The sequence below is a fragment of the Rhodococcus sp. IEGM 1305 genome, from assembly GCF_030058635.1.
In the GTDB taxonomy this organism is placed as follows: Bacteria; Actinomycetota; Actinomycetes; order Mycobacteriales; family Mycobacteriaceae; genus Rhodococcus_F; species Rhodococcus_F opacus_D.
In genome coordinates this window covers 35908-61920 of sequence record NZ_JASHKX010000006.1, presented here as the reverse complement: position 1 = coordinate 61920, position 26013 = coordinate 35908, and the positions used below count along the sequence as shown (strand labels likewise).

24 protein-coding genes and 1 tRNA gene are annotated in these 26013 nt (G+C 67.2%); 12 read left to right on the top strand and 13 right to left on the bottom strand.

The genetic code is table 11. The annotated features are described in order from the left end of the window. Positions 1–4: 4 nt before the first annotated feature. Complete coding sequence (locus QM693_RS12820) at positions 5–508, bottom strand: SRPBCC family protein (RefSeq protein ID WP_005260370.1); 504 nt, start codon at positions 506–508, stop codon at positions 5–7. A 90-nt stretch (positions 509–598) separates the two neighbouring features. After that, positions 599–1489, bottom strand: coding sequence for a sigma-70 family RNA polymerase sigma factor (locus QM693_RS12815; protein ID WP_283352521.1), 891 nt, complete (start codon positions 1487–1489; stop codon positions 599–601). Between the two features lie 97 nt (positions 1490–1586). Between QM693_RS12815 and QM693_RS12810 the strand changes: the two genes are divergently transcribed. Continuing rightward, on the top strand, positions 1587–2039 hold the full coding sequence (locus QM693_RS12810; protein ID WP_105413705.1) for a carboxymuconolactone decarboxylase family protein: 453 nt from the start codon (positions 1587–1589) through the stop codon (positions 2037–2039). 83 nt (positions 2040–2122) lie between these two features. Here the strand turns inward: QM693_RS12810 and QM693_RS12805 are convergent. Further along, positions 2123–2196 (bottom strand) — tRNA-Leu (locus tag QM693_RS12805). Positions 2197–2296: 100 nt separating this feature from the next. Here QM693_RS12805 and QM693_RS12800 point away from each other — a divergent pair. Both QM693_RS12800 and QM693_RS12795 read left to right on the top strand, forming a co-directional pair. Next, entirely contained in the window at positions 2297–2926 is a 630-nt protein-coding gene (locus QM693_RS12800; protein ID WP_283352520.1) for an ANTAR domain-containing response regulator, read from the top strand. Between the two features lie 312 nt (positions 2927–3238). After that, the gene (locus QM693_RS12795; protein ID WP_007295814.1) at positions 3239–4561 is read left to right on the top strand and encodes an ABC transporter substrate-binding protein; all 1323 of its coding nucleotides are present in this window, start codon (positions 3239–3241) and stop codon (positions 4559–4561) included. Between the two features lie 69 nt (positions 4562–4630). Here the strand turns inward: QM693_RS12795 and QM693_RS12790 are convergent, their stop codons facing one another. Genes QM693_RS12790 through QM693_RS12775 form a run of 4 tightly spaced genes read right to left on the bottom strand, consistent with a single transcriptional unit; the run spans position 4631 to position 8798 of the window. Beyond that, complete coding sequence (locus tag QM693_RS12790; protein ID WP_283352519.1) at positions 4631–5425, bottom strand: ABC transporter ATP-binding protein; 795 nt, start codon at positions 5423–5425, stop codon at positions 4631–4633. Continuing rightward, positions 5422–6441: an ABC transporter ATP-binding protein gene (locus tag QM693_RS12785; RefSeq protein ID WP_105413707.1), complete on the bottom strand. Its 1020-nt coding sequence runs from the start codon at positions 6439–6441 to the stop codon at positions 5422–5424. Before QM693_RS12785 ends, QM693_RS12790 begins: the two co-directional genes overlap by 4 nt. After that, complete coding sequence (locus tag QM693_RS12780; RefSeq protein ID WP_009473649.1) at positions 6434–7423, bottom strand: branched-chain amino acid ABC transporter permease; 990 nt, start codon at positions 7421–7423, stop codon at positions 6434–6436. Before QM693_RS12780 ends, QM693_RS12785 begins: the two co-directional genes overlap by 8 nt. A 4-nt stretch (positions 7424–7427) precedes the next feature. Next, positions 7428–8798, bottom strand: a complete 1371-nt coding sequence (locus tag QM693_RS12775; protein ID WP_283334311.1) for a branched-chain amino acid ABC transporter permease — start codon at positions 8796–8798, stop codon at positions 7428–7430. 226 nt (positions 8799–9024) lie between these two features. On the opposite strand from QM693_RS12775, the gene polA reads away from it, so the two are divergent. Beyond that, positions 9025–11769: a DNA polymerase I gene (polA, locus tag QM693_RS12770; protein ID WP_283352518.1), complete on the top strand. Its 2745-nt coding sequence runs from the start codon at positions 9025–9027 to the stop codon at positions 11767–11769. Positions 11770–11788: 19 nt separating this feature from the next. Here the strand turns inward: polA and trxA are convergent, their stop codons facing one another. Together trxA and QM693_RS12760 are read right to left on the bottom strand one after the other, a co-directional pair. Beyond that, complete coding sequence (gene trxA, locus QM693_RS12765) at positions 11789–12157, bottom strand: thioredoxin (protein ID WP_005247443.1); 369 nt, start codon at positions 12155–12157, stop codon at positions 11789–11791. 73 nt (positions 12158–12230) lie between these two features. Further along, entirely contained in the window at positions 12231–13232 is a 1002-nt protein-coding gene (locus QM693_RS12760) for a helix-turn-helix domain-containing protein (protein WP_009473645.1), read from the bottom strand. Between the two features lie 191 nt (positions 13233–13423). On the opposite strand from QM693_RS12760, the gene QM693_RS12755 reads away from it, so the two are divergent. Continuing rightward, positions 13424–14329: a DMT family transporter gene (locus QM693_RS12755; protein WP_280782497.1), complete on the top strand. Its 906-nt coding sequence runs from the start codon at positions 13424–13426 to the stop codon at positions 14327–14329. Here QM693_RS12755 and QM693_RS12750 read toward each other — a convergent pair whose 3' ends face one another. After that, complete coding sequence (locus tag QM693_RS12750) at positions 14330–14851, bottom strand: 2'-5' RNA ligase family protein (protein ID WP_280782496.1); 522 nt, start codon at positions 14849–14851, stop codon at positions 14330–14332. Positions 14852–14870: 19 nt separating this feature from the next. On the opposite strand from QM693_RS12750, the gene QM693_RS12745 reads away from it, so the two are divergent. From QM693_RS12745 to QM693_RS12730, 4 genes are all read left to right on the top strand, one after another. Continuing rightward, positions 14871–15968 (top strand): isocitrate/isopropylmalate dehydrogenase family protein, encoded by a 1098-nt coding sequence (locus QM693_RS12745; protein ID WP_283352517.1) that lies wholly within the window; start codon positions 14871–14873, stop codon positions 15966–15968. Between the two features lie 148 nt (positions 15969–16116). Then, complete coding sequence (locus QM693_RS12740) at positions 16117–17046, top strand: ABC transporter substrate-binding protein (RefSeq protein WP_050787246.1); 930 nt, start codon at positions 16117–16119, stop codon at positions 17044–17046. Positions 17047–17066: 20 nt separating this feature from the next. Beyond that, entirely contained in the window at positions 17067–18050 is a 984-nt protein-coding gene (locus tag QM693_RS12735) for an amino acid ABC transporter permease (RefSeq protein WP_280782602.1), read from the top strand. After that, positions 18047–18808 carry an amino acid ABC transporter ATP-binding protein gene (locus QM693_RS12730; protein WP_005247428.1) on the top strand — a complete coding sequence of 254 codons (762 nt, stop codon included), beginning with the start codon at positions 18047–18049 and terminating at the stop codon, positions 18806–18808. The genes QM693_RS12735 and QM693_RS12730 overlap by 4 nt, the downstream gene beginning before the upstream one ends. A 39-nt stretch (positions 18809–18847) precedes the next feature. On the opposite strand, the gene QM693_RS12725 is transcribed toward QM693_RS12730, so the two are convergent. Continuing rightward, the gene (locus QM693_RS12725) at positions 18848–19741 is read right to left on the bottom strand and encodes a class I SAM-dependent methyltransferase (RefSeq protein WP_283352516.1); all 894 of its coding nucleotides are present in this window, start codon (positions 19739–19741) and stop codon (positions 18848–18850) included. Between the two features lie 249 nt (positions 19742–19990). Here QM693_RS12725 and rpsA point away from each other — a divergent pair, with 249 nt between their 5' ends. Beyond that, complete coding sequence (rpsA, locus tag QM693_RS12720; protein WP_005260398.1) at positions 19991–21475, top strand: 30S ribosomal protein S1; 1485 nt, start codon at positions 19991–19993, stop codon at positions 21473–21475. Between the two features lie 148 nt (positions 21476–21623). On the opposite strand, the gene QM693_RS12715 is transcribed toward rpsA, so the two are convergent. Further along, positions 21624–21842 carry a hypothetical protein gene (locus QM693_RS12715; protein WP_280782493.1) on the bottom strand — a complete coding sequence of 73 codons (219 nt, stop codon included), beginning with the start codon at positions 21840–21842 and terminating at the stop codon, positions 21624–21626. 170 nt (positions 21843–22012) lie between these two features. On the opposite strand from QM693_RS12715, the gene coaE reads away from it, so the two are divergent. Continuing rightward, complete coding sequence (gene coaE, locus QM693_RS12710; RefSeq protein WP_283334317.1) at positions 22013–23227, top strand: dephospho-CoA kinase; 1215 nt, start codon at positions 22013–22015, stop codon at positions 23225–23227. Position 23228: 1 nt separating this feature from the next. Here coaE and QM693_RS12705 read toward each other — a convergent pair whose 3' ends face one another. After that, positions 23229–23747, bottom strand: a complete 519-nt coding sequence (locus QM693_RS12705) for a ribonuclease FAU-1 family protein (RefSeq protein WP_105413716.1) — start codon at positions 23745–23747, stop codon at positions 23229–23231. Between the two features lie 77 nt (positions 23748–23824). On the opposite strand from QM693_RS12705, the gene uvrB reads away from it, so the two are divergent. Next, positions 23825–25987, top strand: a complete 2163-nt coding sequence (uvrB, locus tag QM693_RS12700) for an excinuclease ABC subunit UvrB (RefSeq protein ID WP_280782491.1) — start codon at positions 23825–23827, stop codon at positions 25985–25987. Positions 25988–26013: the final 26 nt, after the last annotated feature.

Here is a 26013-nt window from a genome sequence, read left to right as displayed (position 1 = left end):
GTGGTCAGGACGTCTTGCGGTAGGACGCGGCGAGTTCGTCGGCCCGATCCCACGGGGACCAGTCGACCTCGCGGCCGTCCAGTTGCGCTTCGACCACCTCGAGTCCCGCGTGCCAGCCGGCGGCGTGGGCGTAGGCGGATTCTTCTTCTTCCACGGTGTGGGTGAGCGTCAGCCAGCAGCCTCCGCTGCCGTCGGGGACGAGTTCCCAGTGCAGGGTCTCGGCGTCCCACAGGTACTCGAGGATGTGCGCGGGATGCACCGAGATGACCGTCCCGGTGGTGGTCTGATCTGCGGGCAACCCGAATCGGCGCACCTGCTCCGGCGTCACCCGGAAGACGAGTTCGGCGCCCGGGGTGAGGTCGAATTCGACGTCGGCGGGGAACCAGGCCTTCAGGTACTGCGGGTCGGTGAGAACTCGCCACACCTTCTCCGGCGAGTGCGAGAGCGCTTGCTGGAATCGAAGGGCTACCCGCCCGTCGTAGGTGAAAGTGACGGTGCCGAGCTCCATGGGTGACCTCCGTGCTCGAGGGCGTACCTGTTCCACCATGGTACTGGCAGGACGGCGCAGATCCCCAGGATCGGGCACAAAAAACCGCCGCTACCTGCGGGGTCGTCGGTCGCCGGCGGAAGAGAGCCCCAGAACCTGCAGGCGGTGCGGGTCGGCGAGGATGTCGATCCGGGCGATCTTCCCACCTGAGACGGTGAAGGCCATGACGGACATGGCCTTTCCCTCGGGTGCGGTCACGACCCCGGCGGCGCCGTTCACCAGGGCGAGCCGGGCGAAAGGAGCGAAGCGCGCGAAGGTGAGGGCCTGCTCGCTGACGGCGCGGGCTCCGCGCACGAGAGAGGATCCGTCCGCGCCGCCGTCGGCCCGCAGGACGATGTCCGGGTCGAGCAGGGCGAGGAGATCGTCGAACCGGCCGCCCCGCGAGGCGGCCATGAATGCCTCGACGATCTCGCGCTGCCGGGTCAGGTCGGCATCCGGAACCGGCCCCGACCCCTGGACGCGGCGGCGCGCGCGGCTCGCCAGCTGACGGGACGCGGCGGGGGTGCGTCCGGCGATCGGGGCGATCTCGTCGAAGGACAGTGCGAACATGTCGTGCAACACGAAGGCGAGCCGCTCGGCGGGCGTCAGCGTGTCGAGCACGACCAGCAGCGCGAGTCCGACCGAATCACCGAGCACCGCCTCGTGCTCGGGATCGGCCCCGTCCAGCTCGCTCACGATCGGATCCGGCACATGGACGTCCAGGGGCTCCTCACTGCGCATCTTCCGTGAGCGGAGCATGTCGAGGCACACCCGGGCGACGACCGTCGTCAGCCAGCCCCGCAGATTCTCCACATCCGAGGTCTCGGCACGGCTGAGCCGGAGCCAGCCCTCCTGCACGGCGTCCTCCGCTTCGCTGATCGAGCCGAGCATCCGGTAGGCGACCGCAGACAGATGCGTCCGGCTCTCCTCGAAGCGGTGTGCCAGAACTTCGTCGTCGTTCATCTGTCACATTCTGCCGTCGCGGTTCGTCATGTCAGTGAGAACGAAAATCACCCGGTGTGACATCAGATCACCCGAATACCTTTGGAGGCAGGCAATCATGAAAGCCCGGATGACCAACCCCGCGATGATCGTTCCCGACGCCATGAAGTCTCTGCTGGCTCTGGGAAAGGCAGCGTCGAAGGCGGACGTGCCGCCGGTGACGCACGCTCTCGTCCATCTGCGGTCGAGCCAGATCAACGGCTGCAGCGTGTGCGTCGACATGCATTCGCGTGAGCTGGAGAAGGAGGGCGAGACCAACGAGCGGATCTTCGCGGTGGCCGCGTGGCGGGAGGCTCCGTACTTCAGCGACGCCGAACGCGCGGCCCTGGCGCTGGCCGAGTCGATGACCCGGTTGAGCGACCGTTCGGACCCGGTGCCCGACGACGTGTGGAACGAGGCCGCCCGGCACTACGACGAGCAGGCCCTCGCGTCGCTGGTCCTGTCGATCGCCACCGTGAACCTGTGGAACCGGCTCAACGCCGCCACCCGGCAGGTCGCGGGCCAGTGGTGACGCAAACACCGTGACGGGGGACGAGATGCGAATCGCAGGTCAGAGAATGCATCTGACCTGCGATTCGCGAGAAATCCTGGCAGTGCCCTCGGTGAGACTCGAACTCACACTGGACGGGTTTTGAATCCGTTTCCTCTGCCAATTGGGATACGAGGGCGTGTTGCGCTGTACCACTGTAGAAGATCGCCGTCGGGAGTCAACCACCGGTACCCTTCTAACGTTCGCTCCCCGTGCCGGGGTCGTCCGAGCAGAGGAGAATGGTGGCCATGAACGCTCCCCAGCAGCAAGGTGTGCCGTCGCAGCCGCGACGGGTCGTGGTGGCCGAGGACGAGGCGCTGATCAGGCTCGATCTGGTCGAGATGCTGCGGGAAGAGGGCTACGACGTGGTCGGTGAGGCGGGTGACGGGCAGGCCGCCGTCGACCTGGCGGTGGAGCTCAAACCCGACCTCGTGATCATGGACGTGAAGATGCCCCGTCGTGACGGCATCGATGCGGCCTCGGAGATCGCGGCGAAACGTATTGCGCCCGTGGTCATTCTCACAGCGTTCAGTCAGCGCGAGCTGGTGGAGCGGGCTCGCGACGCCGGGGCGATGGCCTATCTCGTCAAGCCGTTCTCCACTGCCGACCTGGTTCCTGCGGTCGAGTTGGCGGCCAGCCGGTTCAAGGAAGTGACCGCGCTCGAGCGGGAGATCTCCGATCTGTCCGAGCGTCTGGAGACCCGCAAGATCGTCGAGCGGGCGAAGGGCGTGTTGATGGAGAAGCAGTCGCTGACCGAGCCCGAAGCGTTCAAGTGGATCCAGCGGGCCGCGATGGACCGCCGGTCGACGATGAAGGCGGTCGCGCAGGTGGTGCTCGAGACCCTCGGTGGGGAAGCTCCCGCCAGCTGACCCGCGAGATCGGCGACGGGCGACGCGTTTTCGCCGGAGGCGTCAGGCGCCGGCGGGGAAGTCCGCGGATCGGCTGGCGTCGGCCCACCGCTGGGTCTCCGGCGTCAGGTGTCGTCGACTCCGTGCGCCTTCTCCTCGGCGCCTGAGGCTTGCCACGCTACGGCCGCGTAAACACTCGTCGTATTCAGATCACAGTAAGGTCACGAGCCTTTCTGGACGGATCGCGAAAGCCGCCGGACCGCTAGCGTCTGATCCCACAGCGGACGCCAACTCGGGTGGCGTCCGCACTCAGGTGATCTAAGGAGAGTTTGGATGGCTAAACGGACCCTCGTGCGGGCGGCCGCGGTTCTCGGCGCGGCATCTCTCGCACTGGCAGGTTGTAGTTCGGACAGTGGCGACGACTCCGCGAGTGGGAGTGACAGCTCTGCCTCGGCCACCACTGTTTCCACCGACTGCACGCCCGAAGAGGCGGCGGCAGCGGGTGCCCCGTCCACGGCGCCGCTGAAGATCGGCACTCTGCTCCCCGACACGGGAAGCCTCTCCTTCCTCGGACCGCCGATGGTGGCGGGCACCCAGCTCGGCGTCAACGACGTCAATGCGGCCGGTGGTGTCCTCGGCCAGCCGGTCCAGCTGATTCCCGGCGACTCGGGCGACACCACCACCGACACGGCGAACACCACAGTCGACCGGGAACTGGCCGCGGGCACCCAGGTGATCATCGGCGCGGCGTCGTCCTCGGTGTCGCTGAAGGTCATCGACAAGGTGTCCAGCGCCGGCGTCGTGATGTTCTCCCCGGCCAACACGTCCGACCAGTTCGTCTGCTACCCGGACAAGGGCCAGTACTTCCGCACCGCCCCCACCGACGTGTTGCAGGCTCAGGCTGTGTCGCAACTCATCTCGGACGACGGCGGCCAGCGCGTGTCCATCCTGGCCCTCAACGACCCGTACGGAACCGGGCTCGCCGACAACATCCAGAAGAACCTCGTCGACGCGGGCATCCCCGAGGACCAGATCCAGAAGATCATCTACGACCCCAACGCGCAGTCGTTCAACTCCGAGATCGACCAGGTCAAGGACTTCGCCCCCGACGCTGTCGCGGTGGTCGGATTCGAGGAGTCGGCGAAGATCATCACCCGTATGCACGAGGTCGGCATCGGCCCGTCCGACGGGATGAAGGTCTACGGCGTGGACGGCAACATGGGTAACGCGCTCGGCGAGTCGGTGGCCGCACCGCTGCTCGACGGCATGCAGGGCACCACGCCGCTCACGGACGTCGGTCCGGCCTTCCAGGATCGTCTCAAGGGCATCAACCCGGGGCTGATCGACTTCAACTACGCCGGTGAGTCCTACGACGCGGTAGTCGTTTCCGCGCTCGCCGCGGAAGCCGCGAAGTCGACGGCCGGTCGCGACATCGCCGCGAACATCAACGCCGTCACCGAGGGCGGAACCCCGTGCACGTCCTACCAGGAGTGCCTGCCGCTCGTGCAGGCCGGCACGGACGTCGACTACAACGGCATCACCGGCAAACTCGACTTCACCGCCGCAGGCGAGCCGTCCATCGGTTCGTACGGCAAGCTGAAGTTCGGTGCCGACAACAAGCTGACGACGGACGGATACATCGTCGTCGGCGGATGATCGCACTCACCTGAAACGGACTGTGGGCCAGGGAAACCTGGCCCACAGTCGTGTCCGGAACCACCGGACCTACTTCTTCTCCTGACTTCCCGCGAGGGTCCCGAGGTACAGCTCGATCACCTTCGGGTCGTGCATCAGGTTGGGTCCCGAGTCGGTGTACGCGTTGCGGCCCTGGTCGAGGACGTAGCCGCGGTCGCAGATCTGCAGGCACCGGCGGGCGTTCTGCTCGACCATGATCACCGAGACGCCCGCCGCGTTGATTCGCTTGCAGCGGATGAACACCTCGTCCTGGAACATCGGGGACAGTCCGGCGGACGGCTCGTCGAGCAGCAGCACGGACGGTTCCATCATCAGTGCCCGGCCCATCGCGACCATCTGCCGTTCACCGCCGGACAGGGCGCCCGCCTTCACCTTCTTCCGCTCGACGAGCAGCGGGAAGAGGTCGCCGACGAACGCGAATCTCTGCGCGAAGAGCTTGGGCCGCAAATACATCCCCATCTCGAGGTTCTCCTCGATGGTGAGCGACGGAAAGACGTTCTGCGTCTGCGGGACGTAGCCGACACCCTTCTGCACGAGAACGTGGGCGGGTTTGGACGTGATGTCCTCACCGCGCAGGGTCACCGAACCCTCACGCACCGGTATCAGCCCGAACAGCGACTTCAGGAGCGTGGACTTCCCGGCACCGTTGGGACCGATGATGCCGACGATCTCACCCTCGCGCAGGAAGAAGTTGCACTCGCGGAGGATGTTGACGCCGGGGATGTACCCGGCCACCACACCGTCCGCGCGGACGAGGGCACCCTCGGCGAGCCGGGCATGCTCCTCGGGTGTGGCCGCGAATTCCGCTGGGGTCAGTTCGGTCATGAGTTCTCACGCCTCAGCTCGGTGATGTCGGGTTCGGAGAGGTCGCCGCCGGTCTCGAGGGTTGCCGCCTCCGCGTTTTCGAGTGCCTCGGCCAGAACGGCCGTCGCGCCCACCGGATTCCCCTCGTCGTCGAACTCGAGCGCCTGATCGTGGTGGCTGCCCAGGTAGGCGTCGACCACCGCGTTGTTGGACGAGAGGTGTCCCGGTGTGGACTCGGCGATCACACTGCCCTGCGCCATCACCACCACCCAGTCGCTGATGTCGCGGATGACGTCCATGTCGTGTTCGACGAACACGACGGTCATGCCCTCGTCCCGAAGCGACTTGATGTGGCCGAGCAGGCTCTGGGTGAGCGCCGGGTTCACGCCGGCCATCGGCTCGTCGAGCATCACCACGGTCGGCTCGGTCATCAGCGCCCGCGCCATCTCGAGCAGCTTGCGCTGACCACCGGACAGCGAGCCGGCGAGATCGTCGGACTTGGTGTCGAGCTTGAACCGCGCGAGCAGTTCGTTCGCTCGTTCGGTGACGGCCCGTTCCTGCGCCTTCCACGTCCACGGCAGGAGCGTGTTGAAGATCCGCTCACCGCGCTGCCCGGTGGCGCCGAGCCGAACGTTGTCGAGCACCGTCAGCTTCGACAGCGCCTTGGTGAGCTGGAACGTGCGGACGACGCCGCGGCGGGCCACCTGGTGCGGATACATCCGGCCCAGCGACTGACCATCCATCGACCACGTGCCGCTGTCCGGCCGGTCGAAACCGGTGAGCAGGTTGAACAGGGTGGTCTTGCCTGCACCGTTCGGACCGATCAGTCCGGTGATGCAGCCGCGCTGGATCTCCAGATGCGCCACGTCGACGGCCTTGAGCCCGCCGAACGTCCGGGACACGTTGTCGACCACGAGGATCGGGTCGGGTTTCGGTGCGCCGGGGGAGTGCGGGACGTCGGTGAATATCGAGGCCCGTTCCTCGTCGGTGAGCACGGTGTCGGTCTGCAGATGATCCGGCAGTCTGTGGTCAGGCATTGAGCTGCACCTCCCGCTTGTTGCCCAGTATGCCCTGTGGCCGGAAGACCATCAGCACCGCGATCATGATGCCGAGCAGGACGAACCGCATGGCCCCGACCTGCTGTTCCGTCAGCGGCAGCAGCGGCTCCGGCCCGGAGATCGCCTGTCGCAACAGGGCGTCCGGGATGGCCAGCAGGAACCAGAACAGCATCGCGCCGACCACCGGTCCGAAGACCGTGGCGGCGCCGCCGAGGATGAGGGCGCCGAACGCGAAGAACGTCTGTGCGGTGGAGTAGAAGTCGGGGTTGATCGACTTGGTCTGCAGTGCGTTGAACACGCCGCCGAGCCCGCCGATCATGCCGCCGAGGACCAGCGCCTGCATCTTGTAGACGAACACGTTCTTGCCGAGGGCGCGTGCGGCGTCCTCGTCCTCGCGGACGGCCTTGAGGACACGGCCCCACGGGCTGTGCGTCAGGAGGAACACGAACCCGCACAGCACCAGGACGAGAGTCCACCCCACGACCATCGACCAGAGGTCGTCGCCGTAGAACTTCACGCCGAGGAAGTTGTACTGCTTACCCGAGTCGAACGGGCTGAGCGTCGTGAACGGGTCCGCGAAACCGAACAACCCGTTGGTGGATCCGGTGATGGAATCCGATGCGGTGGAGCGGAAGATCAGGCGGAGGATCTCGGATGCGGCGATCGTGACGATGGCGAGGTAGTCGGCCCGCAACCGCAGCGTCGGGATACCGAGGACGACGGCCAGCAGTCCGGCCGCGGCGAGACCGACGAGGATGCCGACCCACAGCGGCTGCTGGTAGGTGACGGTCATGATCCCGACGCCGTAGCCGCCGAGGAGGGCGAAACCGATCTGACCGAAGTTGAGCAGTCCGGCGTAGCCGAAGTGCAGGTTGAGGCCGATCGCCAGCAGCGCGTAGAAGATCGCGGACGGGCCGATCAGCTGGGCGAGCGAGACCTGGAGTGCTCCTGCGATGTCCATGCCCTCACCCGATCCTTTGCCGGCTGCCGAGAATGCCCTGAGGCCGGACCACCAGGATGACGATCAAGATGAGCAGTCCTCCGATGTACTTGAGGTCGGGGTTGATCACCAGCGTCGACAGCTGGACGAGCAGACCGACGATCACACAGCCGAGCAGCGCGCCGTATGCGGTGCCGAGTCCGCCGAGCGTGATGCCGGCGAACATCAGCAGCAGGAGCTTGAAGCCCATCTCCCACTGCACGCGGCCGCCGAGTTCGGAGATGCCGAACAGGACGCCGCCGAGCGCGGCGAGACCGCCGCCGAGACCCCACACGAAGCGGATCACCCGTTCGACGTCGATGCCGGACGACGCGGCCAGGTCGCGGTTGTCGGACACCGCGCGCATGGCCTTGCCGATGCGCGTCTTCTGCAGCAGCAGGGCCACTCCGACGAGAACGACGAGACTGATGCCGATGCTCACGAGGTTGGCGTCGGTGATCGCGATCGGACCCCAGTGCCGCTCGACCTGGGCCTGGTAGTCGACGAACGGTTCCGCGCGATCGGAGAAGAAGATCAGGATCAGGTAGCGCAGGGAGATCGCGAGCCCGATCGACACCACCAGCTGCGCTATCAGGCCGGTCTTGCGTCGTCGCAGCGGTTTCCAGATCCCGGCGTTGTTCAGCAGTCCGATCAGGATGCCCACGAACACTGCGAGGATGGTGGCCGGGATCAGCTGCACACCGAACGTCACGTTGATCACCCACGCCGCGACCGCGCCGAGGGTGACGAGTTCGCCGTGCGCGAAGTTCGTCAGGCCGGTGGTGCCGTAGATCAGGCTCAGCCCGACTCCGGCGATGGCGATCACGAGACCGAACCGGAGTCCGTCGATGGTCTGGCGAATCAGCTTCTCGTAGAACGGGACCGCGGAACCGGTACGGGCCTCGCCGAACGAGAAGATCACCGTGTTGGTGCGACCGGCCACCACTTCCCGCTGCACCGTGGCCTGCACGCTGACGTCGTCGGGAAGCGAGTCCGCCACGATCTCGAACGTGTACGTGCCGGGCGCGACCTGGAGTTCCCAGCGGCCGTTCGACTCCGACGTCGCCTTCGCCACCTCGTTGCCCGACGAATCGAGAGCGCGTACCTCGACGTCCGCGAGCCGTTCGCCGGCGTTGTTCAGATTGCCGCTGACCCGCACCGCGTTCTCCGGGGGCGCCGGTTGCCCGCTCGTCGCGGGCGGTGGGGGCGGCGGGGTGGGTTCCTGCGCCGCCGCGGGACCGCCGAAGGCGATCGCCGCGACGAGGCCGAGCAGGACGAGGACGAACGCACGGCCGAGTTGCCGGGTGACCGACCCTCGCCTCGTGCGTTTCCTCGCGGATGTCGGTCGCGTCCTCACTGCTGGGAGTCGCTTCCTCACGGTTGGGGCCACGCAGGTCCTCCGGGGACGTGTAGATCGGTCAGGAACGTGCTGCGACGGACTCGACTACCGCCCGTGCCGCAATTTCCGGACTCTAACGGCTCCGGTCGCGCGAAATGGGGTTCTCGGATTTCCGGCACGTTTCGGTTGGGTATCGAACCATCCGGCTGATCGGTGTCGGATCCGCTCCCTAGACTGGGCAACCGTGAGCCCTGCAACCACCCCCCGGTCCACCACGTCCCCCGCGTCCGGCGCCGCCGCGTCGTCCGACGATCGCCCCACCCTGATGCTGCTCGACGGCCACTCGCTGGCCTTCCGTGCGTTCTACGCCCTGCCCGCCGAGAACTTCAAGACGCACAGCGGTCAGGTCACCAACGCCGTCTACGGGTTCACGTCGATGTTGATCAACCTGCTGCGCGACGAACAGCCGAGCCACGTGGCGGCGGCGTTCGACGTGTCCAGGCAGACGTTCCGGGCGGAGAAGTTCCCCGAGTACAAGGCGAATCGCAGCAAGGCTCCGGACGAGTTCAAGGGGCAGGTCGAGATCACCAAGGACGTCCTCGGGGCCCTCGGCATCCCGGTGATGGCCGAGGAAGGCTTCGAGGCCGACGACATCATCGCCACGCTCACCACCCAGGCCGAGGCGCTCGGGTACCGCGTCCTCGTGGTGACCGGCGACCGGGACTCGCTCCAGCTGGTCACCGACGGGGTCACGGTGCTGTACCCGAAGAAGGGCGTCTCGGACCTCACCCGGTTCACCCCCGCGGCCGTCGAGGAGAAGTACGGGCTCACACCTGCGCAGTACCCCGACTTCGCGGCACTGCGCGGCGACCCGAGCGACAACCTGCCGGGCATCCCGGGGGTGGGGGAGAAGACCGCCACCAAGTGGATCAAGGAGTACGGCGATCTCGTCGGCCTGGTCGACAACGTCGACAAGGTCCGCGGCAAGGTCGGTGACGCGCTGCGCGAGAACCTGCCGAACGTCCTGCTCAACCGGGAACTCACCGAAATGGTGCGCGACGTCCCGCTGCCGTACACCCCGGACCAGCTGATGCTCGCGCAGTGGGATCGGGAGAAGATCCACGCGCTGTTCGACGACCTCGAGTTCAAGGTGCTGCGCGACCGGCTGTTCGCCACGCTGGCCCCCGTCGAAGCCGAGGCCGAGGAGGGCTTCGAGGTGCGGGGGAGCGCGCTCGATCCCGGGGCGGTCGCGGACTGGCTGTCGGCGCACGCGTCGACGGGCGAGCGATCCGGCGTGTCGGTGGTCGGCACCCGCACCCCGTACGGCGGTGACGTGACGGCGATCGCCATCGCCGCCGCAGACGGCGAGGGCGCCTACATCGCCACCGCGTCCGCCACCCCGGAGGACGAGAAGGCGCTCGGCGACTGGCTCGCGGACGCCGGTCAGCCGAAGGCCCTGCACGAAGCCAAGTGGGCGATGCACGCGCTGCGCGGACGCGGCTGGGTGCTCGGTGGTCTCACCAGCGACACCGCGCTGGCGGCCTACCTGGTGCGTCCCGGGCAGCGGACGTTCAACCTCGACGACCTGTCGCTGAGGTACCTGCGCAGGGAGCTGCGGGTGGAGGAGACCGGCCAGGAGCAGCTGTCGCTGCTCGACGACGCCGACCAGGTCGACGCGGAAGCCGCCGAGACCGAAATTCTCAGCGCCCGCGCCGTCCTCGACCTCGCGGCCGCGCTCGACACCGAACTCGACAACATCGAATCGACGGCTCTGCTGTCCGAGATGGAGTTGCCGCTGCTGGAGGTGCTGGCCGACATCGAGGCGTCCGGTATCGCCGTCGACGGCACCCACCTGCACGACCTGCAGAGCCGATTCGCGGCCGAGGTCTCCGCGGCGGCGGAGGCGGCCTACGGGGTCATCGGCAAGCAGATCAACCTCGGGTCGCCCAAGCAGCTGCAGGTCGTGCTGTTCGACGAGCTGGAGATGCCCAAGACGAAGAAGACGAAGACCGGGTACACCACGGACGCCGAGGCGTTGCAGAACCTGTTCGAGAAGACGTCGCACCCGTTCCTCGAGCACCTGCTCGCGCACCGCGACGCGACGCGGCTGAAGGTCACCGTCGACGGTCTGCTCAAGACGGTCGCCGAGGACGGGCGGATCCACACGACGTTCAACCAGACCGTCGCGGCCACCGGCCGGCTGTCGTCGACCGAGCCGAACCTCCAGAACATCCCGGTGCGCACGGATGCAGGCCGGCAGATCCGGGACGGCTTCGTCGTCGGCGAGGGCTACGATTCGCTGCTCACGGCCGACTACAGCCAGATCGAGATGCGGATCATGGCCCACGTGTCCGGCGACGAGGGCCTGATCGAGGCGTTCAACACCGGCGAAGACCTGCACAGCTTCGTCGGCGCGCGTGCGTTCGGCGTGCCGATCGAGGAGGTCACACCGGAGCTTCGCCGCCGCGTGAAGGCGATGTCGTACGGGCTGGCGTACGGGCTGAGCGCGTTCGGTCTGGCCGCCCAGCTCAAGATCTCGACCGAAGAGGCCAAATCGCAGATGGAGGCGTACTTCGCCCGGTTCGGCGGGGTCCGCGACTACCTGCACGAGGTCGTCGAGCAGGCCCGCAAGGACGGCTACACGTCGACGCTGTACGGGCGTCGCCGCTACCTGCCCGACCTCACCAGTGACAACCGCCAGCGGCGGGAGGTCGCCGAGCGCGCCGCGCTCAACGCCCCCATCCAGGGCACGGCCGCCGACATCATCAAGGTCGCGATGATCAACGTGCAGCGATCACTGCGCGACGCGGGCCTGAAGTCGCGGATGCTGCTGCAGGTCCACGACGAACTCGTGCTCGAGGTCGTCGATTCGGAACGGGAACAGGTCGAACAGCTGGTCCGCGACGAGATGTCCTCGGCCATCGAGCTGTCGGTGCCGCTCGACGTGTCCGTCGGCACCGGTCGCAGCTGGGACGCCGCCGCACACTAGGCGGCGGCGGTCCTCCGCCCTATTCGGCCGGCGCCTGCTCGGCGATCTGCTTGCGCACCTCGTCCATGTCGAGGGCCTTGACCTGCGTGACCAGATCCTCGAGCGCCGCAGGCGGCAGCGCACCCGGCTGGCTGAACACCAGCACACCCTCGCGGAACGCCATGATGGTCGGGATCGACCGGATGTTCGCGGCGGCGGCGATGCCCTGTTCCGCCTCGGTGTCGACCTTGGCGTGCACGACGTCGGGGTGCTGCTCCGACGAGGCCTCGAAGGTGGGGGCGAAGGAGCGGCACGGACCGCACCACGATGCCCAGAAGTCCACCAGAACGACGTCGTTGCCGGTCACGGTCTCGTCGAAGTTCTGCTGAGTCAGAGTCTTGGTGGCCACGAGGGTCCTTTCGTTCGGTGACTGCTTTGCGTGTGCAACGCCGCGCCGCCGTCGATTCTTCCCTGCGGCGCCGTCAGCCGGTGCGCTCCGTGTCCCGGAACGTGCGGCGGTACGCCTGCGGGGTGGTGTGCCGCAGCCGCAGGAAATGCTGCCGCAGCACGGCGCCGCCGCCGAAACCGACCCGTTCGGCGATCACGTCCACCGACAGGTCCGAGTTCTCCAGCAGGTGCTGCGCGGCCAGCACCCGCTGATCGCTGAGCCAGCGGGCCGGGGTGGTTCCGGTCTCGGCCTGGAACCGCCGCGCGAACGTGCGGGGCGACATGTTGGCCTTGGCCGCCACCGCGGTCACGGACAGGTCGAGGGCGAGGTGCTCGGTCATCCAGTCGAGCAGCGGGCCGAGGGTGTCGATCGTCGTCGACGGCAGCGGCATCGCCACGTACTGCGCCTGACCGCCGTCCCGGTGCGGCGGGACGACCATGCGCCGCGCGATCCCGTTGGCCACCCGGCTGCCCTGCTCCTTGCGCACGATGTGCAGGCACAGGTCGATACCCGCGGCGGTGCCCGCGCTGGTCAGGACGGGATCGTCGTCGACGTACAGGACATTCGGGTCGACCGTCGCAGCCGGGTGGAGGTCGGCGAGCCGCTGAGCGTGCCGCCAGTGGGTGGTGCACTTGCGTCCGTCCAGCAGTCCGGCCGCGCCGAGTACGAAGGCGCCGCTGCAGAGGCTGGCGACCTTGGCGCCCCGGTCCACCGCGGCCCGGAGTTTGTCGAGGAGGGGGTCCATGCACGGGTCGGGGTCCTTCGCGCAGACGAAGGTGCCGTCCGCCTCGGCGTAGGTTCCGCCCGCGGGAACCACGATGAGGTCGGCGTCGTCGAGCCGGTCGAGGTCGTACGGGACGTCGATGCCGTAACCGAATCGGGTGCGGATGGGTTCCCGTGAGCCGGCGACGAGGGAGAAGTCGTAGGTGGGGAGTCCGTCGTCGGATCGGTCGAAACCGAACACCTCGCAGGCGACTCCGAGCTCGAACGCTTCGGTGAGCGGCATGAGCGGGACTACGACTTTTTTCAGCACCATCCCACTATGGCAGAAATATGGTCAACAATGTCGTTTCTGCCACTATTTCTCGGACGCCGATGCTACGAGGCTGAAGACATGACAATCCTGGTCGTGGTACTCCTCGTGTTCCTGGCGCTCGACGCGCTGGCGCTCGCCGGCCGCACGCCCGACACGCACAACGAAGTCATCCAGCACGGGGACTTCCGGTTTTGAGAGGGAACCTGGCGGTCCAGTACGCGGGCACGGCGCTCGCCTGGGGCGCGAGTTTCCTCTTCATCAAGGTCGGGCTCGAGGGCCTGTCCTTCACACAGGTCGTGCTGTGGCGACTCGTGTTCGGGGCGGTGACCCTCGGTGCCGTCCTCGGACTCACCCGGACGCGGTTGCCGCGCGAAGCGGCGACATGGGCGCACCTGTCGGTACTGGCGGTCGCCCAGTGTGTGGTGCCGTGGTTGCTGTTCAGCTGGGCCGAGCAGAGCATCAGTTCGGGCCTGGCCAGCATCTACAACGCGACCACACCGCTCATGACGATGTCGGTGGCACTGGCGTTCCTGCCAGGGGAGAAACTTACGGACGCAAAGCTGTTCGGCCTCCTGCTCGGATTCACCGGGGTGGTCGTGGTGCTGGCGCCGTGGCAGGCGGGGATCATCGGCAGCGTCCCCGCCCAGCTCGCGTGCCTCGGTGCGACCGCGTCGTACGGCGTGGCACTGGTCTACCTGAGGCGGTTCATCCTTCCGCGAGGCGTCGGAACACCCACCATCGCGTTCATGCAGGTGTCGATCGCCGCGGCCGCCATGCTCCTCGCCACCCCGTGGGTCGCGAGCACGCCGATGCACCTGACCCCCGCGATCGTCGCCTCGATGATCGGGCTCGGGGCGTTCGGCACCGGGCTGGCGTTCGTGTGGAACACGAACGTGGTGCGCGGCTGGGGGCCCACCGCGGCCTCCACCGTCACCTACCTGACGCCGGTGGTCGGGGTCGTGCTCGGCGCGGTCGCGCTCGACGAGCACATCTCGTGGAACCAGCCCGTCGGGGCACTTGCGGTGATCGCGGGAATCGTCGTCACCCAACGGTCTTCGCGCAAGGCCGCCGAGACGGTCGCCGCGGACGCACCGTGATCACGGCGGTGCCGTGACCACCCACTCGCGTTTGGCGTCCCCGTCCCACCGGCGCACCACCGACGCCCGGCCGACGATGTCGCCACCGTCGAGCAGCCGCGCGGCCTCCGCGATCTGATCGGCAGGCAGTCGCCGCGCGAGAGTCACGTGCGGCGTCCATTCGCCCGGGCGGATGTGCGGCGTGATCTCCGTGGCGTGCGCCGCGAGATCGAACACGCTGCGGTGCAGGGACAGCAGGGCCTTCGACGGCACCACCAATCGCGACAGCGTGACGTGCCTGCCGCCGAACATCACGAGCCCGCCCAGCCTGATGTGGAACGAGGGCGTCGCGATCCGGCGGCCCAGCAGTTCGTCGATCTCGGGTGGGATGTGGCGTGCCACGAACAGGGTGATGTGGGGCCGATTCGATTCGGCGCGAACGCGAGTGCGGCTGGGCATCCCGGCATCCCACAGGCGTTGCCACTCCGCGCGCACGGCAACGTCGGTCGCTTCGTCGAACAGCAGTTCCACCGACTGGACCATGGTAGGCAATGATGGCCTCATGAGCGGTGCCACGGCAAACATTTTCGATACCCGGATCGGCGTACTCCTCGGCGACGGCATCGGTCACGAGATCGTCCCGGCAACCCAGCGGGTGGTCTCGGCCGCGGTGACCGCGGCGGGCGGCGGCGCCGTCGACTGGGTGGAACTGCCCCTCGGCCTGGGCGCCATCGAGTCGCACGGAGCGCCGATCCCCGACTCCACGCTCTCCGCGCTGGACGAACTCGACGCCTGGATCCTGGGCCCGCACGACAGCGCCGCCTACCCGGAACCGTTCCGCGGCCGGCTGACCCCCGGCGGGGTGGTGCGCAAGAGATTCGACCTCTTCGCGAACATCCGCCCCGCCCGCTCGCTCGAGGGCGTCGCCTCGACGGTCCCGGACATGGACCTGGTGATCGTCCGGGAGAACACCGAAGGGTTGTACGCGGACCGGAACATGTTCGCCGGCAGCGGCGAGTTCATGCCGACCCCCGACGTGGCGCTGGCGGTCGGCGTCGTGACGAGGAAGGCGTGTGAGCGCATCGCGCACACCGCATTCGCGCTGGCGCGCACCCGCGGCCGCCACGTCACGATCGTGCACAAGGCCAACGTCCTGTCGATGACGACCGGACTGTTCCGCGACGTCTGCCGGGAGGTGGGGGAGCGCGACTACCCGGACGTGCGGATCGACGACGAGCACGTCGACGCCATGACCGCGCACCTCGTCCGCAGGGGGCGCGACTTCGACGTCGTGGTGACGGAGAACATGTTCGGGGACATCCTGTCGGACCTGACCGGTGAGCTGTCCGGCTCGCTCGGCACCGCCCCGTCGATCAACAGTTCCGAGACCAAGGTGATGGCGCAGGCGGCGCACGGAGCCGCCCCCGACATCGCGGGCCACAACCGGGCCAATCCCACGGCGCTGATGCTGTCGGCCGCGATGATGCTCGAATGGCTCGGGGACCGCCGCGCAGACCGGCATCTGGGCGGCGCGGCACACCGGATCCGCGACGCGGTCCGTGCGACCATCGCGTCCGGAGTCGCCACGGCTGACCTGGGTGGACTCGCGTCGACCGGTGAATTCACCGAGACCGTCCTCGCCCGGACACTGCGTCGCTGAAACCGCCGCCACGGGCCGGGACAGGCCGTTAATGTTCGGTAACGACGTCCGCAGATGCGGGTGCCGTAACCTACCGTTCGACTATTCGGAGTTCGAGAGTTCTCCGTCGCCGTAGCTCGCTCGGTGTACCACGATTTCCTTGGAGGACATGCCAGTGTCTGGTCGATCCGTCTTCGCGCGAGGCCGAGTGGCCCGCACCATCTGTGCACTGGCGGGCGGCAGTGCTCTGCTGCTCGCCGGATGCGCCAGCAACACCGAGGGCGGCGGTACGCCTTCCGGAGAAGAGACCGTCGCCGTGGAAGTCGACAAGGTGGATGCCATCGCGGCGACACTGCCCGAGAAGATCGCGTCGTCCGGCAAGATCATCGTCGGTGTCAATATTCCCTACTCGCCCAACGAGTTCAAGGATCCGAGCGGCAAGATCGTCGGCTTCGACGTCGACCTCGTGGACGCCGTGAGCAAGGTGCTCGGCGTGACACCGGAGTACACCGAGGCGGACTTCGACAAGATCATCCCGTCGATCCAGGCCGGCAGCTACGACATGGGTATGTCGTCGTTCACGGACACCAAGGAACGCGAGCAGTCGGTCGACTTCACCACCTACTTCAGCGCCGGAGTGCAGTGGGCGCAGCCCGCAGGCAAGTCCGTCGACCCCACCAACGCCTGCGGCCTGCGGGTCGGCGTGCAGACCACCACCATCGAGGATCTCGAGGAGGTGCCCGCCAAGAGCGCGGCGTGCGTGGCGGCCGGGAAGCCGCCCATCGAGATCGTGAAGTTCGACAGCCAGGACGACGCCGCCAACGCCGTCGCGCTCGGCAAGGTCGACGCGATGTCCGCCGATTCGCCCGTCACCGCGTACGCGATCAAGCAGAGCGACGGCAAGATCGAGGCCGCGGGCGAGGTCTTCGACGCCGCGCCGTACGGCTGGCCCGTCGCGAAGGGTTCGCCGCTCGCGCAGACCCTCCAGCAGGCGCTGCAGCACCTCATCGACGACGGCACCTACCGGACGATCGCGGAGAACTGGGGTGTCGAGGCGGGCGTCATCACCACGTCCCAGATCAACGGCGCCACGAGCTGAGCGGTTGACGAGTGTCTGACGTGGAGAAGGCTCCGGACCGGTCCGGCACCGAGGCGGGGCAGGAACCGGAACCGATCAAGGCGATCCCGCTGCGGCGGCCCGGCCGCTGGATCGCCGCGATCGTCGTCGGTCTGTTGCTGGCGCTGTTCGTCAACGGTGCGCGCACCAACGAGGCGTACCGCTGGGACGTCTACGCCCGGTATCTGTTCGATGCACGGATCTCGGCCGCGGCGTGGAACACCATCCAGCTGACGATCCTGTCGATGGCGATCGCCATCATCCTGGGTGTCGTCCTCGCCGTCATGCGACTGTCGCCGAACCCGGTGCTGAAGGCGGCGTCGTGGGGTTACCTGTGGATCTTCCGCGGGACCCCGGTCTACGTGCAGTTGGTGTTCTGGGGACTGTTCCCGTCGATCTACAAGCAGCTGGATCTGGGCATCCCGTTCGTCCACCAGTTCGTGCACATCGACCTGCAGGGGATCAACGCGGCGTTCCTGTTCGCGGTGATCGGTCTGGGACTCAACGAGGCCGCGTACATGGCCGAGATCGTCCGGGCCGGCGTGAACTCGGTGGCCGAGGGGCAGACCGAGGCGTCGGTGGCGCTCGGCATGACATGGTCGCAGACCATGCGCCGCACGGTCCTGCCGCAGGCCATGCGGGTGATCATCCCGCCCACGGGCAACGAGCTGATCAGCATGCTGAAGACGACATCGCTGGTCACCGCGGTGCCGTACAGCCTGGAGTTGTACGGACGTGCCAGAGACATCTCGGGTGCGAACTTCCAGCCGATCCCGCTGCTGATGGTGGCCGCCACCTGGTACCTCGCCATCACCAGCCTGCTGATGATCGGCCAGTTCTACCTGGAGCGCTACTACTCGAAGGGTGCGTCCCGCAAGCTCACCCCGCGGCAACTGCAGGCGCTCGCCGACGCGCAGGGCAAGCCGCTGGTGATCGAACCCGGGCCCGAGACCTTGCCCGACACTCCCGGAGGGGAACGACGATGACGCCGATGGTCAAGGCGGACCGGGTCTGCAAGAACTTCGGGGCGCTGAAGGTACTCAAGGGTGTGTCGCTGGAGATCGACGCCGGTCAGGTCCTGTGCCTGGTCGGGCCCTCGGGCTCGGGGAAGTCGACGTTCCTGCGGTGCATCAACCACCTCGAGCAGGTCAACGCCGGGCGGCTGTACGTCGACGGCGAGATCGTCGGGTACTCCGAGCGGGGCGGCAAGCTCTACGAACTCCATCCCAGAGCGGCCGCGAAGCAGCGCCGCGACATCGGGATGGTCTTCCAGCACTTCAACCTCTTCCCGCACCGGACGGCACTCGAGAACATCATCGAGGCGCCCATCCAGGTGAAGAGGCTGAGCAAGAAGAAGGCGCTCGAGCGAGGACGTGACCTCCTCGAGCAGGTGGGCCTGAGCGAGAAGGCGGACGCGTACCCGGCGCAGCTGTCGGGTGGTCAGCAGCAGCGCGTCGCGATCGCCCGCGCGCTGGCGATGGACCCCAAGCTGATGCTGTTCGACGAGCCGACGTCCGCCCTCGACCCGGAGCTGGTCGGGGAGGTGCTGACCGTCATGAAGGATCTCGCGGCCGGCGGCATGACGATGGTCGTCGTCACGCACGAGATGGGCTTCGCACGCGAGGTGGCCGACCAGCTCGTGTTCATGGACGCCGGCGTCGTCGTCGAATCGGGGAACCCCCGCGAGCTGCTCGCCAATCCGCAGCACGACCGCACCAAGTTGTTCTTGTCGAAGCTGCTGTAGTGGCCTCCGGCCCCGTGAGTACTTCTCAACCGCGGGCGGTTAAGAAGTACTCACGGGTTTGCGGCAGCTGAAGATGGCGGTGCCGGGGAAGATCTGTCCCCGCAGCGGGCTCCACTGCCCCCATTCCCGGTCGAGCCATTCGGGCCACTCCGGCTCGATGATGTCGCGTACCTCCAGTCCGGCCGACACGATCTCGCGCACCCGGTCGCCGATGGTCCGGTGGTGCTCGACGTAGGTGGGGACGCCGTCGCCGTCGACCTCCACGTAGGGGGTGCGGTCGAAGTAGGGGAGCGACGCGGTGAGCCCTCGGGGGCCCGGGTCGTCCGGGAAGATCCAGCGGATCGGATGGTTGACGGCGAACACCCACGCACCGCCCGGGCGGAGTACCCGGGCCACTTCACTCATCACCTGCTGTGAGTCCGCCACGAACGGAACCGCTCCAAAAGCCGAACACGCGATGTCGAAGCTCGCGTCGGCGAAGGGGAGGTGCTCGGCTCCCGCATGAACGAGCGGCACGGTCGCGCCGCCCGCCCGCATGGCCTCGACCCCGCGGGTCAGCATCGACATGGACAGGTCGAGCCCGACTGCCCGGGCGCCCCGGCCGGCGAGCCACCGCGCGCAGGGCGCGGAACCGCATCCCACCTCGAGGACGTCCTTGCCCGCCACGTCACCGAGAAGGTGGTAGTCCCCCTCGTGGAGGCCCTCCGGACACCAGACGAACTCACCCTCGGACGAGTCCACGCCGAGGAACTCGCCGTGGGTGCGGTGGTAGTCGTCCGCATCGGCGTCCCACCAGGCACGGCTCGCGCGTTCGCTGGACTCGGAATCGACGCGGACGCGGCTCACCCCGGACGTTCCGAGCACGCTGTTGGCGGTGCCGTGTCGGTCGTCTTCCGGGGAGAGAGGAGAATCGGACGGGCGAGGATCGGGCATGGGCAACAGAGTAGAGCGTGGGAACGTGCCCGGGTTTGCCCAGCTTGCCCACGGGCGCGTAGCCTATTGCACGCGAGTGTCTATGTGTGCGGCATCGGATTCGGTTCAGTTCGAGTTTGTTCGGTTCCAGTCGGGTGTCGTTCACTGCGCTTGCGGTGATCTGATTCGGCGGAGTGTTTCGTCGGTTCAGGTTGCTTGTCCGACAGAACACCATCAACCGACCACAACCCGTCCGGAGCAACTCAACACATGCCCTCCACCACCGTGACCTCGCCGCAGGTAGCCGTAAACGACATCGGCTCCGCCGAGGACTTCCTCGCCGCCATCGACGCAACGATCAAGTACTTCAACGATGGCGACATCGTCGAAGGCACCATCGTCAAGGTCGATCGCGACGAGGTCCTGCTCGACATCGGTTACAAGACCGAAGGCGTCATCCCTTCCCGTGAGCTCTCCATCAAGCACGACGTCGACCCCAACGAGGTCGTCTCCGTGGGCGATGAGGTCGAAGCTCTCGTCCTCACCAAGGAGGACAAGGAAGGCCGGCTGATCCTGTCGAAGAAGCGCGCTCAGTACGAGCGTGCCTGGGGCACCATCGAGGAGCTCAAGGAGAAGGACGAGGCCGTCAAGGGCACCGTCATCGAGGTCGTCAAGGGCGGCCTGATCCTCGACATCGGCCTGCGTGGCTTCCTTCCCGCTTCGCTCGTCGAGATGCGCCGTGTCCGCGATCTGCAGCCGTACGTCGGCAAGGAGATCGAGGCCAAGATCATCGAGCTCGACAAGAACCGCAACAACGTCGTCCTCTCGCGCCGTGCATGGCTCGAGCAGACGCAGTCCGAGGTTCGCAGCGAGTTCCTGCACCAGCTGCAGAAGGGCCAGGTCCGCAAGGGCGTCGTGTCCTCCATCGTCAACTTCGGTGCCTTCGTGGACCTGGGCGGCGTCGACGGCCTGGTGCACGTGTCCGAGCTGTCCTGGAAGCACATCGACCACCCGTCCGAGGTTGTCGAGGTCGGCACCGAGGTCACCGTCGAGGTTCTCGACGTCGACCTGGACCGCGAGCGCGTCTCCCTGTCGCTCAAGGCGACGCAGGAAGACCCGTGGCGTCAGTTCGCCCGCACGCACGCCATCGGCCAGATCGTGCCCGGCAAGGTCACGAAGCTGGTTCCGTTCGGTGCCTTCGTGCGCGTCGAAGAGGGAATCGAAGGCCTCGTCCACATCTCCGAGCTGGCCGAGCGCCACGTGGAGGTCCCGGACCAGGTTGTCGGCGTCAACGACGATGCGCTCGTCAAGGTCATCGACATCGACCTCGAGCGTCGTCGCATCTCGCTGTCGCTGAAGCAGGCCAACGAGGACTACAACGCCGAGTTCGATCCGTCCAAGTACGGCATGGCGGACAGCTACGACGAGCAGGGCAACTACATCTTCCCCGAGGGCTTCGATCCCGAGACCAACGAATGGCTCGAGGGCTTCGACAAGCAGCGTGAAGAGTGGGAGAACCGCTACGCCGAGGCTGAGCGTCGTCACAAGATGCACACCGCTCAGATGGAGAAGACCGCTGCAGACGAGGCCGCCGAGGCTGCCACCGCTGCTGCCGGCTACTCCTCCGAGTCGGGTGCCGGCGACGCCGACGCCGCTTCGGCTGCCAGCACCTCGTCGTCCGAGTCTGCCGGCGGATCGCTGGCCAGCGACGCACAGCTCGCCGCTCTGCGCGAGAAGCTGTCGGGCAACGCCTAGCAAGTCCGCCTGACTCGTCAGGCAAAGCCGAAGACCCCGCTCCTGCCCTGCAGGGGCGGGGTCTCGTCGTTGCAGGACGTCCGAACATGACTGTGGCCCAACCTCTCCGGAGGTTGGGCCACAGTGGTGTGGGGGGTGAGGCTGGTGCTCAGTTCGCGGTGGCGGGAATCCAGTAACCGGACGACGGCTGTACGTCGGCGCGCTTGCGCATCGTTGCGAAGCTGTGCCTGCCCTGGCTGATGAGTGCCGTGAGCCAGGTCCGGCGGTGGTCGGCGAGCGCGGAGGCCACCTCGGGGATCTCCATGCAATGCACCCCGCCCGCAATGCCGAGGCGGTGCCGACCGAACTGGTTGCGGTGATCGCGCATGGCGTTCCTCTTCTTCGAGAAGGTGCAGGTCGGGTGCGTTCGCTAGAACATAACCGACCGTGTCGGACATCTGTGGTATTTGGGGCAGGTGAGTCTGCAGAGGGAGGAGAGGGTGGAGATCGGCGAGGGACGTGCGTACTCGGTGCGCGGCGGGTGCAACACTGGGAGGCGTGTTGAGAATCGGCCTCACTGGAGGCATAGGAGCCGGTAAGTCCACCGTGTCGAAGGTCCTCGCCGAACTCGGGGGAGTGATCGTCGACGCCGATCTGATTGCGCGGGAGGTCGTCGAACCCGGAACACCCGGCCTCGTCGCGCTCGTCGACCGGTTCGGCGAGGAGATCCTGACGGAGGACGGCACACTCGACCGGCCCGCCCTGGCTGCCCGCGCCTTCGCCGACGACGAATCGCGGCTCGGGCTGAATGCGATCGTTCACCCGCTCGTCGGGGCGCGCACCACCGAGACGATCGAATCGGCGCCCAAGGACGCCATCCTCGTCCAGGACATTCCGTTGCTGGTCGAGGGCGGAATGGGCGCGGCCTTCCACCTGGTCGTCGTCGTGTTCGTCGATGCCGAGGAGCGGGTGCGGCGGCTTGTCGGATCGCGGGGAATGCCCGAGACCGATGCGCGCGCGCGGATCGCAGCCCAGGCCGACGACGATCAGCGGCGGGCGGCGGCGGACGTCTGGCTCGACAACAGCGGTGCCCCTGGCGCGCTCGAGCCGGCGATCCGGGCACTGTGGTCGGAGCGTCTCGTGCCCTTCGAGTCCAACATCCGCACGCGGACCGTCGTCCGGGTCCTGCCCGAACTCGCTCCGCCGAATCCGCAGTGGCCGGCGCAGGCCGACCGGCTGATCGCTCGCGTGAAACTGGTGTGCGGCGACCGCGCCATCCGGATCGACCACATCGGGTCGACGGCCGTCGAAGGATTGCCCGCCAAGGACGTCATCGACGTCCAGGTGACCGTCGCGAACCTCGAGACCGCGGACGACCTCGCCGAATCCCTCGCCGACGCCGGGTTCCCCCGCATCGAGCACATCACCGCCGACGACCCGAAGCCCTCGTACCAGGGCGGAGAGACCGACCCGGCCCTGTGGGGCAAGCGAATCCACGGCGGTGCCGATCCCGGACGGCCCGTCAACATCCACATTCGCGTCGACGGGTGGCCCGGACAGCAGTTCGCGCTCGTCTTCCGCGACTGGCTCCGCGCCGACACCGAGGCCCGGACCGAGTACCTCGCGGTCAAGGAAGGTGCGGCGGAGAAGGCGGCCGGTCACACGGACTACCGGGACGCGATCACCGCCTATGTGGACGCGAAGACCCCGTGGTTCGACCGTGCCTATCACCGGGCGTGGGAATGGGCCGAGCGGACCGGCTGGAGCGCGTAGGTCACCGCCAGTCGATCGGCATCCCGATCGAGGCCAGCCAGCGGCCGAGGTCGTGGCCGTGCGCGGCGATGCCGTCGATCGCCGTGGTGGCGGTGAGGATCGCCCGCTCGGCCGTCGCCGTGTCGAGCAGGCCGGTGGTGTGCGCCTCCATCAGCTCGTCGACGTCGAGGAGTTCGGTGTCGCGGCCGGTGCGGACGACCAGGTCCAGGTAGTGGTCCTCGGACTTCCACACGTCGTCACCCCGGGTGAAGCTGCCGATGTCGACGTAGTGGTCCTGATCGCGCTGGTGGTAGGGGTGGTAGTGGAAGATCGACGCCCGCAGGCCGAGGTCGGGGAGCAGCCACGACTCCAGGTAGTGGAACTGCCGGTGGTCGGAGGTGCGCGCCATGTACAGCCCCCACGGTTCGACGCGGTAGTGATCGACGTGGCGGACGAACCCCTTGGGGTCGGTGTTGGTGTGATCTCGTAGGTCGAAGTACTCGACCTTCGGTGGGTGGATGTCGTGACTCGCGCCTGCCATGGTGGGGAACCTACCGGGTTTTTCAGCTGACGGAGATCGTCGGAGAGTTTGTCGGTACCTGCGCCTACCCTGGTTGTATGGCGTTTGCATCCGAGCACCCCGTGGTGGCACATTCCGAGTTCCGTCCCATCGGGGAGATCGAGCGGTCGGAAGCGCGGTTCGAGGTCGTCAGCGACCACAAGCCGGCCGGCGATCAGCCCACCGCGATCGCCGATCTGGAACGCCGCATCAACGCCGGCGAGAAGGACGTGGTCCTGCTCGGCGCCACCGGTACCGGCAAGTCCGCCACCACGGCGTGGCTGATCGAGAAGGTGCAGCGGCCCACCCTGGTGATGGCGCCCAACAAGACGCTCGCCGCGCAGTTGGCCAACGAGCTGCGCGACATGCTGCCCAACAACTCCGTCGAGTACTTCGTCTCGTACTACGACTACTACCAGCCCGAGGCGTACATCGCGCAGACCGACACCTACATCGAGAAGGACTCGTCGATCAACGACGACGTCGAGCGGCTGCGCCACTCCGCGACGTCGAGCCTGCTGTCGCGGCGGGACGTGGTCGTGGTGGCGTCCGTGTCGTGCATCTACGGTCTCGGCACCCCGCAGTCGTACCTCGACCGCTCGGTGCAGCTCGAGGTCGGGGTGGAGGTTCCGCGCGACGCTCTGCTGCGGCTGCTGGTCGACGTGCAGTACACCCGCAACGATCTGGCGTTCACCCGCGGATCCTTCCGGGTGCGCGGCGACACCGTCGAGATCATTCCCTCGTACGAGGAGTTGGCGGTCCGGATCGAGTTCTTCGGCGACGAGATCGAGGCGCTGTACTACCTGCATCCCCTCACCGGGGACGTGGTGCGGAAGGTCGACTCGGTGCGCATCTTCCCGGCCACGCACTACGTCGCGGGTCCCGAGCGGATGGAACGTGCCGTCAAGGACATCGAGGCCGAACTCGAGGAACGGCTCGCCGACCTCGAGAACAAGGGCAAGCTGCTCGAGGCGCAGCGTCTCCGGATGCGCACCCAGTACGACCTCGAGATGATCAAGCAGGTCGGGTTCTGCTCCGGCATCGAGAACTACTCGCGTCACATCGACGGTCGCGGGCCGGGTACGGCGCCCGCCACGCTGATCGACTACTTCCCGGAGGACTTCCTCCTCGTCATCGACGAGTCCCATGTGACGGTCCCGCAGATCGGCGCGATGTACGAGGGCGACATGTCGCGCAAACGGAATCTCGTCGAGTTCGGGTTCCGGTTGCCGTCCGCCACCGACAACCGCCCGCTGACGTGGGAGGAGTTCACCCAGCGCATCGGGCAGACGGTGTACCTGTCGGCCACACCCGGCAAGTACGAGCTCGGGCAGGCAGGCGGAGAGTTCGTCGAGCAGGTCATCCGCCCCACCGGTCTCGTCGACCCCCAGGTGGTCGTCAAACCGACCAAGGGGCAGATCGACGACCTCGTGCACGAGATCCGCGAACGTGCCGACCGGGACGAGCGCGTCCTCGTCACCACGTTGACGAAGAAGATGGCGGAAGACCTCACCGACTACCTCCTCGAACTCGGTATCCGGGTGCGGTACCTGCACTCGGACATCGACACCCTGCGACGGGTCGAGTTGCTCCGGCAACTTCGTTTGGGGGAGTACGACGTCCTGGTGGGTATCAACCTGCTGCGGGAGGGCCTCGACCTCCCCGAGGTGTCGTTGGTCGCCATCCTCGACGCCGACAAGGAGGGCTTCCTCCGGAGCTCGACCAGCCTCATCCAGACGATCGGCCGCGCGGCTCGTAACGTCTCCGGCCAGGTCCACATGTACGCCGACAAGATCACCGACTCGATGCAGCACGCGATCGAGGAGACCGAGCGGCGGCGTGAGAAGCAGATCGCCTACAACGAGAAGATGGGCGTCGATCCGCAGCCGCTGCGGAAGAAGATCGCAGACATCCTCGACCAGGTCTACGAGGAAGCCGAGGACACGGCCAGCGGAGTCGACGTCGGCGGTTCCGGCCGCAACGCCACTCGCGGGCGCCGCGCCCAGGGCGAGGCCGGGCGCTCGGTCAGCGCCGGGGTGTACGAGGGCCGCGATACGAAGTCGATGCCGAGGGCGGAGTTGGCAGATCTGGTCAAGGAATTGACCGATCAGATGATGAACGCCGCCCGAGATCTGCAGTTCGAACTCGCCGGACGACTGCGCGACGAGATCGCCGACCTGAAGAAGGAGCTGCGCGGCATGGATGCCGCGGGCCTGAAATAGCGGGCGCGCCCAGGCAGTACGGTCTG